The 15,674-nt window shown below is 51.6% G+C and carries 14 protein-coding genes, 1 pseudogene and 1 riboswitch; of the genes and pseudogenes, 12 read left to right on the top strand and 3 right to left on the bottom strand.

Annotation, left to right across the window (positions count from 1 at the left end; translation table 11 throughout):
- Positions 1 to 48 precede the first annotated feature (48 nt).
- Positions 49 to 1,302, bottom strand: a complete 1,254-nt coding sequence (locus JDF658_RS01475; RefSeq protein ID WP_078664289.1) for an HD-GYP domain-containing protein — start codon at positions 1,300 to 1,302, stop codon at positions 49 to 51.
- Positions 1,303 to 1,631: 329 nt separating this feature from the next.
- Here JDF658_RS01475 and sucC point away from each other — a divergent pair, with 329 nt between their 5' ends.
- The 8 genes and pseudogenes from sucC to JDF658_RS01515 all read left to right on the top strand — a co-directional run bounded on the left by sucC (position 1,632) and on the right by JDF658_RS01515 (position 9,726).
- Positions 1,632 to 2,747: an ADP-forming succinate--CoA ligase subunit beta gene (sucC, locus tag JDF658_RS01480; RefSeq protein ID WP_078664288.1), complete on the top strand. Its 1,116-nt coding sequence runs from the start codon at positions 1,632 to 1,634 to the stop codon at positions 2,745 to 2,747.
- Positions 2,748 to 2,761: 14 nt separating this feature from the next.
- On the top strand, positions 2,762 to 3,631 hold the full coding sequence (gene sucD / locus JDF658_RS01485; RefSeq protein WP_078664287.1) for a succinate--CoA ligase subunit alpha: 870 nt from the start codon (positions 2,762 to 2,764) through the stop codon (positions 3,629 to 3,631).
- A 15-nt stretch (positions 3,632 to 3,646) separates the two neighbouring features.
- A complete protein-coding gene (locus JDF658_RS01490) occupies positions 3,647 to 5,299 on the top strand; it encodes a methylmalonyl-CoA mutase (RefSeq protein ID WP_079906253.1) in 1,653 nt (550 codons plus the stop codon).
- Between the two features lie 28 nt (positions 5,300 to 5,327).
- A complete protein-coding gene (locus JDF658_RS01495; protein WP_078664285.1) occupies positions 5,328 to 5,744 on the top strand; it encodes a cobalamin B12-binding domain-containing protein in 417 nt (138 codons plus the stop codon).
- On the top strand, positions 5,728 to 6,138 hold the full coding sequence (mce, locus tag JDF658_RS01500) for a methylmalonyl-CoA epimerase (RefSeq protein ID WP_078664284.1): 411 nt from the start codon (positions 5,728 to 5,730) through the stop codon (positions 6,136 to 6,138). Before JDF658_RS01495 ends, mce begins: the two co-directional genes overlap by 17 nt.
- A complete protein-coding gene (locus JDF658_RS01505) occupies positions 6,138 to 7,685 on the top strand; it encodes an acyl-CoA carboxylase subunit beta (protein ID WP_079906254.1) in 1,548 nt (515 codons plus the stop codon). The genes mce and JDF658_RS01505 overlap by 1 nt, the downstream gene beginning before the upstream one ends.
- 13 nt (positions 7,686 to 7,698) lie before the next feature.
- A pseudogene (accC, locus tag JDF658_RS01510) lies at positions 7,699 to 9,024 on the top strand (acetyl-CoA carboxylase biotin carboxylase subunit); the annotation flags it as partial.
- A 321-nt stretch (positions 9,025 to 9,345) separates the two neighbouring features.
- Positions 9,346 to 9,726 carry a biotin/lipoyl-containing protein gene (locus JDF658_RS01515; protein ID WP_079906256.1) on the top strand — a complete coding sequence of 127 codons (381 nt, stop codon included), beginning with the start codon at positions 9,346 to 9,348 and terminating at the stop codon, positions 9,724 to 9,726.
- A 22-nt stretch (positions 9,727 to 9,748) separates the two neighbouring features.
- On the opposite strand, the gene JDF658_RS01520 is transcribed toward JDF658_RS01515, so the two are convergent.
- Both JDF658_RS01520 and JDF658_RS01525 read right to left on the bottom strand, forming a co-directional pair.
- Positions 9,749 to 10,564 (bottom strand): S-layer homology domain-containing protein, encoded by an 816-nt coding sequence (locus tag JDF658_RS01520; RefSeq protein WP_079906257.1) that lies wholly within the window; start codon positions 10,562 to 10,564, stop codon positions 9,749 to 9,751.
- Positions 10,565 to 10,686: 122 nt separating this feature from the next.
- A complete protein-coding gene (locus JDF658_RS01525) occupies positions 10,687 to 11,373 on the bottom strand; it encodes a metal-dependent hydrolase (protein ID WP_079906258.1) in 687 nt (228 codons plus the stop codon).
- A 102-nt stretch (positions 11,374 to 11,475) separates the two neighbouring features.
- Between JDF658_RS01525 and JDF658_RS01530 the strand changes: the two genes are divergently transcribed.
- From JDF658_RS01530 to JDF658_RS01545, 4 genes are all read left to right on the top strand, one after another.
- Positions 11,476 to 12,378 (top strand): DMT family transporter, encoded by a 903-nt coding sequence (locus JDF658_RS01530; protein WP_079906259.1) that lies wholly within the window; start codon positions 11,476 to 11,478, stop codon positions 12,376 to 12,378.
- An 89-nt stretch (positions 12,379 to 12,467) separates the two neighbouring features.
- Positions 12,468 to 13,775, top strand: a complete 1,308-nt coding sequence (locus JDF658_RS01535) for a DRTGG domain-containing protein (protein WP_078664335.1) — start codon at positions 12,468 to 12,470, stop codon at positions 13,773 to 13,775.
- Between the two features lie 5 nt (positions 13,776 to 13,780).
- The gene (locus tag JDF658_RS01540) at positions 13,781 to 14,431 is read left to right on the top strand and encodes a phosphatase PAP2 family protein (RefSeq protein ID WP_079906260.1); all 651 of its coding nucleotides are present in this window, start codon (positions 13,781 to 13,783) and stop codon (positions 14,429 to 14,431) included.
- Between the two features lie 15 nt (positions 14,432 to 14,446).
- A riboswitch (M-box (ykoK) riboswitch) is annotated at positions 14,447 to 14,611 on the top strand.
- A gap of 124 nt (positions 14,612 to 14,735) precedes the next feature.
- Positions 14,736 to 15,665, top strand: coding sequence for a magnesium transporter CorA family protein (locus JDF658_RS01545; protein ID WP_079906261.1), 930 nt, complete (start codon positions 14,736 to 14,738; stop codon positions 15,663 to 15,665).
- Positions 15,666 to 15,674: the final 9 nt, after the last annotated feature.

The raw sequence follows: 15,674 nt of genomic DNA on the forward strand, positions 1-15,674 counted from the left end.
TGTATAAAAACACCCCCCTGACAGTAGCTTGTGCCAGTCAGGGGGAATTTATTTTTTCTGGATGATAGCTATAAACAGTTCGGTCAGCTCCGGGTCAAACTGGGTGCCGCTGGCCGCTGCCAGCCGCAGCAGGGCTTCATCCCGGGACAGGCCCTTGCGGTAAGGGCGGTCAGTGGTGAGAGCATCATAGGTGTCAGCTATGGCCAGGATGCGGCTTTCCAGGGGGATGGCCTTTCCTGCCAGACCGACAGGATAACCGGATCCATCCCAGTGTTCGTGGTGGTGGAGAATGATGCGGGCCTGTTGACTGAAACCGTCCATCACACCAATAATCTGGCTGCTAATGCGGACATGAGTTTGCATGGCGGCATATTCCTCTTTAGTAAGGTCTGTCGGCTTACCCAGCAGGTGTTCGGGAATACCGATTTTGCCGATATCATGGAACAGGGCAGCTTCCTCCAGAATTCGTAGTCTCTCGGCGGGTAAACCGATTTTTTTACCCAGCAGGAGGGCATAATCTGCCACTCGCAGGCTGTGACCGGCGGTATAATGGTCCTTGGCATCCAGGGCGGCCAGCAGGGACTGGATGGTACCCCGGTAGATTTGTTGTTGTTCACTTAGAGAACGGATCAAGCGTTTTTCAATACGATCCAGTTCATTTTTCTGGTGGGAAATGGTGTTGGCCGCGCCAAAGACAATGCGATACTGGACAATAAAGAGGATGAAAAAACTGGCTCCAATCAGGCCCCAGACACTAAGGGCCACCTGTTTAAGTTTGGCAAAAAGTTCTTCAGTATTCCAGTAGGCTTCATATATGCCGGTAATCTTGCCATTGATTTCGATGGGCAGATAGACTTCAATTAATTCCTGATAGTTTTTGGTCAGGCCGGCTGCTTCGGCATGGGCGGTAGCAGAGTAGTCATCGGTAAATTCTGCTATGATCTGTCCGCTTAATGCGGTTTTGATATCCGGGTTATTGGGTTCCTGCTTTCCGATATATTTGTGATCAGTGGAATAGACGATCATTCCCTGCGAGTTCCAGAGCTTGATGAGCAAGACCTGGTTGCTGGCCAGATAGGCATTGAAGAAATTATCCAGCTCAGCCAATCGCCTGGGAGCAGGAATGGCAGCAAAGTCCGTCGAATTTATATGATCACGCATTAAGGGCAGTTGCTGAGCCTTGATTTGCTGCTTGAACAGCCAGATGGCCGTTTCTTTAATGGTATTATTCAAATCAAAACCCAGGATTGCACCTAAGATTATCATTGTTGCAATACTGTAGATGGCAAACTTTCTAACCACTGTCCGGTGCCTCCTCAGACACAGTTCAACACAAAATCGTTATAATTGTAGAATAAATTCGCTACAATTTCAATAGCCATTTTGCGCTATGAATTTATTTGCAGACTACTGAAAAAAATTGCAGATAGTTTCTGCAAATGATTGCGGAGTCGGGAGGTTGTCTGGCAAAATATTGCCATCTACTTATTTTTATCACTTGAATTTACTGAAAAATCTTAATTTTGGCCTGTTTTTTGCATAACTTATAGTCACGGCAAAGACAGGCTACAAATATGGGCATTTGTCTTTGAGTGATAGACAATAAAAGGGAGTAAAGGAGGAGATAGGGGATGAAGTTGTTCGAGTACATGGCCAAGGAAATCTTTCGCCAGGAAGGCATTGCTGTGCCGGCTGGACGAGTTGCGAACACCCCTGAGGAAGCAGCCCGGGCGGTGGCGGAACTCGGGCCGGCGGCTTTGAAATCCCAGGTGCTGGTAGGGGGCCGGGGCAAAGCGGGAGGCATCAAGTTTGCCAGCACCCCGGAAGAAGCTCTCCAGGTGGCAGAGCAATTGCTGAACATGGAAATCAAGGGCTATCGGGTGGAAACCTTGCTGGTGGAACAAAAGATAGGGATCGAAAAGGAGATCTATGTAGCGATTACAGTGGATGGCAGCGCCCGCAGACCCCTGTTAATCGCATCGGCCCAGGGGGGCATGGATATCGAGGAAGTGCCGGAAGAATACCTGGTCAAGCTGCATCTGGATATCAACCGGGGGATTATGCCCTATCTGGCCCGGGAAATCAGCCGGCGGCTGGGTTTGGCTGGAGATATATACAAGCAGATGACTGTGCTCCTGCAGAAATTGTGGCAGATCTTCCGCCGCTATGATTGTGAACTGGTGGAAATCAATCCTCTGGTGATAAGTGAGGGCAAATTGCTGGCTGCTGATGGCAAAATTAACATTGATGATGAAGCGGCTTTCCGCTATCCGGCAGGATTGCCCAGGGTGGAGGAACGGACAGAACGGGAGAGGCTGGCCCATGAACTGGGGATTTCTTACGTAGAGCTGGACGGGGATATCGCTGTTATGGCCAATGGAGCCGGGATTACCATGGCCACCCTGGATATTTTGCAATATTATGGCGGGCGAGCCCGCAATTTCATGGATGCTGGCGGCGGTGCCAGTGAAGAGGCCACTGCCAGGGCCCTGGAAATTCTTCTTTCCACTCAGCCCAAAGCCATACTGATCAACATCTTTGGCGGGATTACCCGTTGCGATGATGTGGCCCGGGCTTTCGTCAGGGTCAAGGAAAAACTGGGCATCACTGTGCCGGTTGTGATTCGCCTGGTGGGAACCAACCAGGAAGAAGGGGTGGCTATCCTGAAGGAAATCGGGGTAGAAGCCTATGAATCCATGGCAGAAGCAGCGGCCAAAGTGGTAGAACTGGCCAAACAAGCAGGTTAAGGGGGAGCAGGGAGATGGCGATTATTATTAACAAAGATACAAGGGTACTGGTGCAGGGGATTACCGGTAATCAGGGCAGTTTTCATACCCGCCAGATGCTGGCTTATGGTTCCAATATCGTAGCCGGGGTTTCCCCGGGCAAGGCCGGACAGGAAGTGCATGGGGTACCGGTATTTGATACGGTAGCTCAGGCGGTGGAAGCGGTTCAGCCCACAGCTTCCATTATCTTCATACCGGCGCCACTGGTAAAGGATGCAGCTTTTGAAGCCATAGATGCCGGTCTGAAAACGGTGGTTATCATTACCGAGCATGTACCCTTACATGATGAAATGGAAATCATGGCTTTTGCCCGGGAACGGGGGACAACTGTAGTCGGGCCTAACACCTTCGGGATCATTTCTCCGGGTCAGTGCAAAATGGGGATTATGCCCAACCAGATTTTCCTGCCCGGTAAAGTAGGGGTAGTAGCCCGCAGTGGCACCCTGTCCTATGAGATCGTCTACAACCTGACCCGACAGGGACTGGGGCAATCTACCGTAGTAGGCTTGGGCGGTGACCGGGTAGTGGGGCTGTCCTTTGTCGATGTGTTACAACAGCTGGAGGCTGACCCGGACACGGAAGCGGTGATCCTGGTCGGGGAAATCGGCGGTAATGCTGAAGAAGTGGCGGCGGAATATATCAAGACCATGACCAAACCGGTGGTGGCCTTCCTGGCCGGCAAGAGCGCGCCTCCTGGCAAGCGTATGGGCCATGCTGGCGCCATTGTGGAACGGGGCAAAGGCACTTTTGCCAGCAAGGTGGAGGCTCTGACGGCAGCAGGAGCCCGGGTAGCGGAATTGCCCTGGCAGGTACCGGAATTGCTTAAGCAGGCGCTCAAGAAATAAGGAGGGGGCGAGGTAATGAGGGAGAAACTGGCAGCCTGGGAAAAGAAAGTGGAAGAAAAGATATTGCCCAGGACACCGGAGCGACAGGCAAAGTTTGCTACCACTTCAGAGATTGAGATCAAAAGACTTTACACTCCGGAAGATACAAAAGACCTGGATTATCTGGAACAGCTGGGTTTCCCGGGAGAATATCCCTTTACCCGTGGGGTTCAGCCCACCATGTACCGGGGCCGATTCTGGACCATGCGCCAGTATGCCGGGTACGGCACAGCTGCGGAAACCAACCGCCGCTTCCATTACCTGCTGGAACAGGGTCAAACAGGGCTTTCGGTGGCTTTTGACCTGCCTACCCAGATTGGCTATGATTCAGATCATCCCATGGCCCGGGGGGAGGTAGGCAAAGTGGGGGTGGCTATCGATTCCCTGCAGGACATGGAAATTCTTTTGCAAGGCATACCCCTGGATAAAGTCTCCACCTCGATGACTATCAATGCCCCGGCAGCAGTGTTGCTGGCTATGTACATCGTGGTAGGGGAAAAACAGGGGGTCAGGCCAGAACAGCTCAATGGCACGATCCAGAATGATATTCTCAAGGAATATATCGCCAGAGGAACCTATATTTTCCCGCCAGAACCCTCCATGCGCCTGATTACCGATATTTTTGCCTTCTGTTCCCGGCATGTACCCAACTGGAATACCATCAGTATCAGTGGTTATCACATCAGGGAGGCGGGTTCGACGGCGGTTCAGGAAGTAGCTTTTACCCTGGCCAATGGCATCGCCTATGTGGAAGCAGCCATCAAAGCCGGGCTGAAGGTGGATGATTTTGCACCCCGTTTATCTTTCTTCTTTAATGCCCATTCCAATTTCTTTGAGGAAATCGCCAAGTTCCGGGCAGCGCGCCGGATCTGGGCCAAAATCATGCGGGAACGTTTTAAGGCGGAAAATCCCCGCTCCTGGATGTTGCGTTTCCATACCCAGACGGCAGGGTGTACCCTGACAGCCCAGCAACCTGATACCAATATAATGCGGGTGGCTTTCCAGGCTTTGAGTGCAGTTCTGGGGGGAACCCAATCCCTGCATACCAATTCCCGGGATGAGGCCCTGGCTTTGCCGACCGAGGAATCAGCCCTGATTGCCCTGCGGACCCAGCAGGTGATCGCCTATGAAACCGGGGTAACGGATACCATTGATCCCCTGGCTGGTTCTTACTTCATTGAGTCCTTGACTTCTGAGATTGAGAACAGGGTCTGGCAGTACCTGAACAAAATTGAGGAAATGGGCGGGGCAGTCCGGGCTATTGAGCTGGGATACCAGCAGAAGGAGATTCAGGAAGCAGCCTTTCGCTACCAGATGGAAATCGAATCCGGAGAGCGGATTGTCGTAGGAGTCAACAAGTTCGTGCTGCCGGAGGAAAAACAGCCGCAAATCCTGCGGGTGGATCCGGCGGTAGGAAGGGAACAGGCGGCCCGGTTACAGGCTTTGAAACAGGAGAGGGACAACCTGGCAGTTGCCAATGCCTTGCAAAACCTGAAGGAGACGGCCTGTAGCACGGATAACTTGCTGCCTGCCATCCTGCAGGCGGTCAGAGTATATGCTACTCTGGGCGAAATTTGTGATACTTTGCGGCAGGTGTTCGGAGAACATCAGCAGCATTTGACAATATAGAGTTATGGGAGAAAGAGGGGGGTAGCAGGTGGAGAAAAAAATCAGGGTTTTGGTGGCCAAACCCGGTCTGGACGGTCATGACCGGGGGGCAAAAATCGTAGCCCAGGCGCTCAGAAATGCCGGCATGGAAGTGGTCTATACCGGGCTCAGGCAAACCCCGGAACAGATTGTGGCCACGGCCATTCAGGAGGATGTGCAGGTAATCGGGCTCAGTTGTCTGTCCGGAGCCCATAATGAGCTTTTTCCCCGGGTAATGGAACTGCTGCGGGCCCAGGGGATTGAGGACATACTGGTGATTGGCGGGGGGATTATACCACAGGAAGATATCCCGGGCCTGAAAGCGGCCGGTCTGGCGGAAATATTCACTCCTGGTACGCCCACTTCCGCCATTGTGGAGTTTATTCAAGAGCGGCTGGGAGGTGATGGTCATGCTGAAGAAAATTGACCATCTGGGCATTGCCGTCCGCTCCTTAGAAGAGGGGCTGGCTCTCTACCGGGATATTCTGGGCCTGGAAGTGAAGGGAATTGAGGAGGTACCGGCCCAGAAAGTCCGGGTGGCCTTCCTGCCTGTCGGGGAAACCAAGGTGGAGTTGCTGGAATCAACTGACCCCGATGGCCCCATTGCCAAATTCATTGCCAGCAAAGGGCCGGGGTTGCAGCATGTGGCCTTCCGGGTGGAAAACCTGGAACAGACACTGGCGGAGCTGAAAGCGCAAGGGGTTCCGCTGATCGATGAGACCCCACGCCAGGGGGCAGGAGGAGCCAGAATTGCTTTTCTCCATCCCAAAGGCACCCAGGGCCTCTTGATTGAACTTTGTGAACGGCAGGAGGGGAAATAATGGCGACCATTGAAGAAAAACTGCAAGAACTGGCCGCCCGCCGGGAAAAGTTCAAGCTAGGGGGCGGAATCAAGCGCATCCAGCGCCAGCATATGGCCGGTAAAATGACAGCCCGGGAGCGGATTGAGCTGCTCCTGGACCCAGGCTCCTTTGTGGAAACCGATATGTTTGTCCAGGGGGAAGCGCCGGAATTTGGCAAGAGTGATGAACAGCTGGGTGAAGGGGTTGTCACCGGTTATGGTACCATCAATGGCCGGCTGGTTTACGTTTTTTCCCAGGATTTTACCGTCTATGGCGGGGCCCTGGGGGAAATGCATTCTCTCAAAATTTGCAAAATCATGGACCTGGCCATGAAATCGGGGGTCCCGGTGATCGGGCTCAATGATTCGGGGGGTGCCCGTATCCAGGAAGGAGTGATGGCCCTTTCCGCTTATGGCAATATCTTTTACCGCAACACCCTGGCCTCAGGGGTGATACCCCAGATATCGGCCATTATGGGGCCCTGTGCCGGTGGAGCCGTCTATTCCCCGGCTATCACCGATTTTATCTTTATGGTGCAGGAGACTTCCAAGATGTTTATCACCGGTCCGCAGGTGATTAAGGCTGTTACCGGGGAGGATGTTTCCACTGAACAACTGGGAGGTGCCATGACCCATAACCATGTCTCCGGGGTGGCCCAGTTCCTGGCTCATAATGAAGAGGACTGTTTGCGGCAGATACGCACCCTCCTTTCCTATATACCTCAGAACAATATGGAGGAACCGCCCCGGGTGGAGCCACGGGAGCCCTTCGGCCGGGCGGAAGACATCCTGAAAATCGTGCCCACAGAACCTAACAAACAGTATGATGTCCGGGATGTCATCCAGGCAGTAGTGGATGGGGGCGAATTCTTCGAAGTTCATCGCTACTGGGCGGAAAACTGTGTGGTGGGCTTCGCCCGTTTGGATGGCTACAGTGTGGGCATTGTGGCCAACCAGCCCAAAGTGCTGGCCGGTTGTCTGGATATCAACAGCGGGGACAAAATCGCCCGGTTTGTCCGTTTCTGTGATTGCTTCAATATCCCCATCATCACTTTTGTGGATGTACCTGGCTTTTTGCCAGGCACGGCCCAGGAATACGGGGGTATTATTCGTCACGGAGCTAAAATCCTTTATGCTTACTCAGAGGCGACAGTGCCGTTGATGACGGTGATTTTACGCAAGGCTTACGGAGGAGCTTATGTGGCCATGTGCAGCCGCTCGCTGGGGGCTGATGTGGCCCTGGCCTGGCCGACAGCGGAAATCGCCGTTATGGGTCCCGATGGTGCAGCCAATATCATCTTCAAGGATGAAATCAACAGTGCCGATAATCCAGAGGAAGTGCGGGCGCGCCGGACGGCGGAATACCGCGAAAGGTTTGCCAACCCCTATGTGGCCTGTGCCAAGGGGCTGGTGGATGACGTTATCGATCCCCGGCAGACCAGGGCACGCTTGATTCAGTCCCTGCACATGCTGCGCAATAAACGGGAAAGCCGGCCGCCGAAGAAACACGGCAATATTCCGTTCTAAAGGAGGGAGAGCCGTGTTTAAAAAAATCCTGATTGCCAATCGGGGAGAAATTGCGGTTCGGATTATCCGGGCCTGTCATGAACTGGATATCGCCACTGTGGCCGTTTATTCCGAAGCGGATGCCCATAGTTTGCATGTGCAGCTGGCCGATGAGGCCTATTGTCTCGGGGGCCCCCGCAGCTACCTGAAGGCGGAAAAAATCATCGAGGTGGCTGTCAAAGCTGGTGCCCAGGCGGTGCATCCCGGCTATGGCTTCCTGGCGGAAAACGCTGATTTCGCCCGGCGCTGTGCTGAAAACGGTCTGGTCTTTATCGGCCCCTCCCCGGAGGCCATCGAAGCCATGGGGGATAAAGCGGTGGCCCGGGAAACCATGATCAAGGCCGGAGTGCCGGTAGTACCAGGCAGTGAAGCTATTATTGAGTCGGAGGCAGAAGCGTTGAAACTGGCTACCAGAATGGGCTTTCCTGTGCTGTTAAAAGCAGCTGCCGGCGGGGGCGGCCGGGGGATGCGGATTGTCCGGCAGAAGTCGGAGTTTGCCGAGGCCTGGCGGGCAGCCCGTTCTGAAGCCCAAACCTGGTTTAATAATCCTGATGTCTATCTGGAAAAATATCTGGAGAACTGCCGTCACATCGAGTTTCAAATTCTGGCTGATAACCACGGCAACGTAGTTTATCTGGGAGAACGGGACTGTTCGGTACAGCGCCGGAATCAGAAATTGATTGAAGAAGCGCCGTCTCCTGCCCTCAGCAGCCGCTTGCGCGAAATCATGGGGGGAGTGGCGGTCCGGGCAGCTCAGGCCGTTAACTATTCCGGTGCTGGCACGGTGGAATTTCTCCTGACCCGGGATGGCGACTTTTATTTCATGGAAATGAACACCCGGATTCAGGTAGAGCATCCCGTGACTGAAATGATTACCGGAATCGATTTGATCAAGGAGCAAATTCGCATTGCGGCCGGAGAGCCTCTGGGTTATGAGCAAAAGGATATCCAGATCCGCGGCCATGCCATTGAATGCCGGATCAATGCCGAAGACCCCTTTAACAATTTCCTGCCCAATCCAGGTACTATCACCTTTTACCGTCCGCCGGGCGGTTTCGGGGTGCGACTGGACAGTGCAGCTTACCAGGGGTATACTATTACTCCCTTCTACGATTCCATGATCGGCAAACTGATTGTCTGGGGGCATGACCGGCAGGAAGCCATTCAGCGCATGCGCCGCTGTCTCAAGGAATTTCTCATTGAAGGAGTAACTACCACCATCCCCTTTCATCTACAGGTGCTGGATAATTTCTATTTTCAGAAAGGGGAGGTCTATACCAATTTCCTCACTACCCGCATGGGACCCCTGGCACCCAAGGAAAAAGCAGCGGTGCGCCCGCCGGTGGCTGAGGCTGTACCTCGACCTGGACCTGAAGCGGTAAAGGCGGTTACCGGCAGTGACAATCAGAGGGTGGCCGGGACCGGAGGGGAACTGACCCCGGAATTGCTGGCAGTGATTGCTGCAGCCGTGGATGCAGTCAGTGATGGCAAGCCGTTACAGATAAGAGAAATCAGGAGAGCAGACAGGGACGGCGGTTTGGCTGGCGGCAGTCCCTGGCGAGTGCTGGGATTGTATCAGCAGATGCAAAGCAGACTGCTGAGGTAGGAAGGGGAGAGATGCATGAAAAAGTTGCGAATAACCATTAATGGCATAGCTTATGAAGTTCTGGTGGAGGAACTGCCCACTGAAGCCGGGTCCCAGACGCCGGCCACCATTCAGCGTCCGGCGCAACCGGCGGCGACACCGCCGCCTCCTGCGATGGCTGCCCCGGCACCGGCTGCCGGTGGCAACGGCCAGGTTACTGCTCCCATGCCGGGGGTAATCAAAGGTGTAAAGGTCAAGCCGGGGGATAAGGTAGATGTCGGGCAGGTGCTGGTGATACTGGAAGCGATGAAAATGGAAAATGAAATTGCTGCCAAACAGGCTGGTACCGTTAAGGAAGTGCTGGTCAGTGAAGGCCAGAACGTGAGTATGAATGAAGTGCTGGTAGTAATAGAATAAAAAGAGGGCGAAGAGCCCTCTTTTACATTTTATGCCCGGTGGGATGGGGCTGGCCAGTTTGTCCCATCATACCGGATTCAGCCATCATCATTTTCATTTCTGCCATCATGGCTTTCATGTCTTTGATTAATTGCATCATTTTTTCTTTCTGTTCACCATTCATCGTAGACAGCATTTTTTCCATTTGCATAATTCTGGTCTGTTGTTCAGCCATCATTTTAGCCATTTTTTCCTTCATCATGCCCTGTTTCATATTCATGCTGGTTTGTTTTGCATCCATCATTTTATCAGCCAGTTCGGGACTGTTGTTTAAGGTTATTAAATTTTTCTGGGCCAGTTTGGCCAGCAGTGTTACTGCTTCGGCGCGGGTAATTTCCTGATGGGGGCGCAACTGGTTGTTTTCCTCTGCAGGCACCAGTACACCTTGCTGTACGAGATAAGCAACGGCCTTGCGGTCTGCATCCGGGATATCCTGCTGGTCATTGTATGCAGACAGGAGTGCGGTGGTTTCTTCAACGGTTAAAGCCTCAGCGGCGCTATTTAAACCGAACAGATCTACAATACCTTTAATTACTGCTACCCGGTGAGTCATGGTCAGGCTGGCTTCTTTGCCGGATACCCTGGTAAGTAAACGGTTGAGATGCTTCAGGTCCATTTTCATGTCGGGATGAAACTGGCCGTTTCCCGTACCCTTTACCATTCCTTTACTTTGCATGAACTGAATATAAGGGGCGGCGGGATGGTTGGTTATGTCGCTAAACTGAGTTTCAGCAGCGAAACTCAAAGATGGCACAGCCAGCACAGCTGCAGTTACAAAGGTTACAATTGTTTTTTTCATAATACAGTCCCCCTTCGCTATTAATTAGTTTATCTATTACATAGTGTAATATACATTTTTGGCTAAAATATGTCGAATTTATGAAGATTTTGTGAAGATGTTGTGAAGACGTTATTATATTTTTACTGTATTTCCCAGCTCTCACCCGGATTAAGGATAATTACTTCCGCTCCTGTTTCCGCTTCTACCCGCTGTTTGAAACTGGTGGCATCCTGGGCGATCAGGGGCCAGGTGTTGTAATGCATGGGGATCACATAACGGGGGGTAAGCATTTTCACCGCCTCCAGGGCATCATCAGGACCCATGGTGAAATTATCCCCGATGGGGATAAAGGCTACATCCAGCACATGCCGGCGGCCGATCAAGGCCATATCTCCAAAGAGTCCCGTATCGCCGGAATGATAGAGGGTCAAGCCATCCATTTCCACGATAAAGCCACAGGGGTTGCCCAGATAGATGGCAGGGTATTCGCCGCTGGAACTGCCATGCAGAGCCGGGGTTAGCTTGATTCTCACCGGGCCGAAATTGTAGCTGCCGCCGATATGCATGGGATGGACAGTGGCCCCCTGGGTGGCACAGTAGTTGGCGATTTCAAAAACGCTGACAATGGTGCCATTGCTCTGGCGGGCGATAGCCACACTATCTCCCAGGTGATCACCATGGCCGTGACTGACCAGGATATATTCGGCCTGGATTTCCCCGGGCTGATGTTTGGCGACGGGATTGCCGGTCAGAAACGGATCGATGGCAACTCGAGTCTGGTTTCCTGCCAGCCAGAAGCCGGCATGACCGAGAAATGTAATCTTCATATCTCTCAACCTCCTGAAATAATTTTCTGATTATATTTTAACTGCTGGTGCAAACTTTGCCAAATTCAGTTATAATAGGAGAAGATAAAGGAGGGGTAAAAATTGCTGAAAAATAAAGGTGAGCTGGCTTTACTGGTAGTGACCCTGATCTGGGGCACTACTTTTATTGTGACTAAGCTGGGGCTGGGGGAGATGCCGCCATTTAGCTATCTGGCCATCAGGTTTACCATTGCGGCTCTGGTGCTGGGGGTGATCTTCTGGCAGCAGATTAAAGCCCTGCCGGCGGGGGGCTGGTGGGCAGGGATCAAGCTGGGATTGGTTCTGGGCGCTGGCTTTGTTCTGCAGACCCTGGGCTTATTGAGCACTACTGCCTCCAAGTCAGCTTTCATAACCGGCCTGGCGGTGGTATTAACCCCGGTAGTAGCTTTTTTCCTTTACGGGCAAAAACCCTCCCGGGCAGTCTGGTTGGGGTCACTGCTGGCTTTCACCGGGCTGGCTTTGCTTTCCTGGTCTCCGGAACTGGTGCAGGGCGAGTTTAACCGGGGAGATGTACTGACCCTGCTGTGTGCCATTGCCTTTGCCCTCCATATTGTGCTGGTTTCCCGTTATGCCGGCCGCTACCCTACCGGCCCCTTTACCTGGCTGCAGTTACTGGTGATCGGTTTGGGTTGCTGGCTGTTCTCCTGGTGGACCGGGGAAAGCTGGCTGATGGCCGGAAAGGCAACCTGGCTGGGTTTACTGTACATGGGGGTAATAGCCACCGGTCTGGTATTATTTTTGCAAAACTGGGGCCAGCGCTTTACATCGGCCCAGCGGGCAGCTATAATCTTTACTCTGGAGCCAGTTTTTACAGCGGTGTTTGCATTTGTCTTTCTAAGAGAGACACCAACCCTGCAGCTGTGGCTGGGAGGGACATTGATTTTAGCAGGGATTCTTTATTCGGAAATCGGGGATCAGCGCATAAAATCCCGGGAACTGGAAATAATGGAGGCGAATGATGGGTAAGTCGATTGTACCAGCAGGGAAAACTATGATACAATAATGGTAGCACAATCGAGTTGTTATGCAACACAGGAGAGGAAGGAGTGCGGACCATGGCACCACAAACCAAACATGAGCAGATATTGCAGTATATTGAGGCATTACCGGTTGGAACCAAGGTTTCGGTGCGGCGAATTGCCCGGGAGCTGGAAGTAAGTGATGGTACAGCCTATCGGGCCATCAAGGAGGCGGAGGCCCAGGGGCTGGTCAGTTCCATTCCCAAAGTAGGTACAGTGCGGATCGAAACTCCGGAGGCACGGGAAATTGAGGATCTAACCCTGGCTGAAATCAAGCGCCTGGTTGAGGGTACAGTGCTTACAGGTGAAGAGTATTTGAGCCGAGGGATTAAAGCTTTTACAATTGGAGCGTCAACGGTGGATGTATTGCCCCATTATGTTGAAGAGGGCAGTGTCTTTATTGTGGGTAACCGTACTGATGCTCAGCGGGCGGCCCTGGAGCTGGGGGCCCATCTGCTGATTATCGGGGGCTTTACCCCGGAAGAAGAGATTATCCAGCTGGCCCGGCAAAAAAATCGGGCGGTCATTTCCACCCCCTATGACACTTTTGCTGTGACCAGTATTATTAACCGGGCCCTGCTGGCAGCCATGCCGGACAAGGAGATTGTGCTGGTAGAAGATGCTATGGTGCGGGAGTTTCGCTATTTAAAAGCAACTGACCGGATTGCAGACTGGCACGCCGCGGTGGAGAAATATCACCACAGCCGTTTCCCTGTTTTGAACGAGGCCGGGGAGGTTATTGGCCTGGTTACCCCCGTAGATGTGTTTGGTCGGGAAGAGGATGAACCGATTTCGGCGGTAATGCGGCCGGCAGTTACAGTTGAACAGGATGTCTCCATTGGTCATGCCGCCCGTCTGATGATCTGGGAGGGCCAGGAGCTGCTACCTGTAGTGGATGACAGGGGCAGGGCAGTGGGGGTGCTCAGCCGGCAGGATATTATCAATGCCTACCAGCATCTGCAGAAGCAGCCCCATATAACTGATACCCTGGATAATATTGTCCTTTCCGGTTTTCGCATGGAAGATACCGAGCTGGGGGTGAAGCTGCTGGGGGAAATTACAGAATTTATGACCAATGAATTTGGCTTTGCATCGGTAGGTGTGCTGGTTACATTGATTAATTCCACCGCTTATATAGCCCTTAAACGCCGCAAACGTCTGGACTTGTCCACCGAGAGCCTAACTCTGTTACATATAGAGCCGGTACCCTTTGACCAGCAGGTAGAAGTAGAGGCTGCCGTCCTTTCCACCTCCCGTCGGGTAGCCAAAATTGAAGTAACAGTACGGCAGGGAGAGCAACTGGTGGCTAAAGCCTTTATTACCGGCAAGAACCTGGAGAGGTGAGAAGGTTGAAGAAAAAAATGGTACTGATCTGGGCCTTGACCGGGCTGGGACTGTTCTGGTTTGCCAAACTGGCTGAGGATCTAATCTATCATGAGCTTTACCCTTTTGATTCCCTGGTGTCAGGCTGGATTCAGGGCTGGCGCCAGCCCTGGCTGACCGAACTAATGCGGGCTATTACCTTTATGGGCAGCGGTAAGGCGGTTATTCCTCTGAGTTTGCTGGCTTTATGGCTGCTGGGGCATTCTCAGGCCGGGAAGCGGGCAGCCCAGCTTTCCGGGGCTGTACTCATTGGCGGAGTGGCGCTGGAGGAGAGTTTGAAGCGCCTCTTTCATCGTCCCCGGCCACCCCGGCCCTGGTTAACTGAGGCCAGTGGTTTTAGTTTTCCCAGCGGCCATGCCATGATCGGGATTATTGCTTATGGATTGCTGGCTTACTGGGCCTGGAAGCTGCTACCCCGGCCATATAACAGAATGGCAGCGGCCCTGGCGGTATTGTTGTTTTTACTTATTGGTTTAAGCCGGGTCTATCTGGGGGTACATTATCCCAGTGATGTGCTGGCGGGCTTTGCGGCAGGAGTCTTCTGGCTGGGAACCTGGTGGCTGGCAGTAAAAAATTTTAACTGGCTGGTTGACGGGCAAAGAAAGAGGAGCGTATAATAATACTTGAAATAAATAATTCCTCGTTAGGTGAGGCTACTGTATAGACAGATGCCACTGCCCAGAAATGTCGAGAGACACCAATGGGTTAGCAGATATGGCCGGCTTAAGGCTTTATCTAATGTGGCTGGCGAACAGCCTAGCTATACAGAGCTAAAACTCAAACGAGTGGGGAGTGAAGATGAAACTTGGCTTCCCATTTTCGGGAAGTTTTTTTTTTGGAGGTGATGAAGAGTATGGATGGAAGTAAAGGTAAAGATAACAGCGACGAATTACGAAGTATATTGGCAAAGGAGTGTTATCCATGGTGGAAATCTTCATCACCGAAACTAATAATAATTCACTGCAAAAAAGCCAGATTACCAAAGGGGTTTGGATTGATGTAACAGCACCTGAGCCTTATGAGATCGACCTGCTGGTTGAGCATACAGGGGTAAAGAGGGAATTTCTTTTTCACCCTCTTGATCTGGATGAGCAAGCTCGCATTGATCAAGAAGGAGACCAGATCCTGATCATTGTGGATATTCCTTACAGCGAAAGTGATCAGGATTTTTATACGGTACCTTTAGGTATTATAATTGTTAGAGATGAATTTATAATTACCGTGTGCAGTGTACAGAGCCCTGTGATTGAAGACTTTAAACGGGAAAAAGTCAAAGGTTTTTTCACCTATAAGAAAACTAGGTTCGTTTTTCAACTGTTTCAACAAATCGCCAGCTATTATTTAAAGTATTTGCGCATGATTAACCGTAAACGGGAACAAATAGAATCCATTTTGCACCAATCAATGAAAAATGAAGAAATTTTTAATCTATTAGATTTAGAAAAGAGTTTGGTCTATTTCACTACTTCCTTGAAAGCTAATGAACTGCTGATGGAAAAAATGCTGCGCTTAAAAATTTTAAACATGTATGAAGAAGACAAAGATGTACTGGAAGATGCTATAATAGAAAATAAGCAGGCTATTGAAATGGCCCACATTTACAGTAATATTTTGAGTGGAATGATGGATGCTTTTGCTTCCATCATATCCAACAATCTTAACATTGTAATGAAATTTTTAACATCGGTTACTCTTGTCTTATCGATACCTACTATGGTTGCCAGTTTCTTTGGCATGAATGTCAGTATTCCGATGCAAAATTATCCCCATGCTTTCCTGATGACAATCATTTTATCTTTATTACTATCTGTCTTGCTAGCCATCTATTTCAGGAAAAAAGACCTGTTTTAAAGGTGGTGC

Origin of the sequence: Carboxydocella sp. JDF658 (assembly GCF_002049395.1) — a bacterium.
GTDB lineage: Bacteria > Bacillota.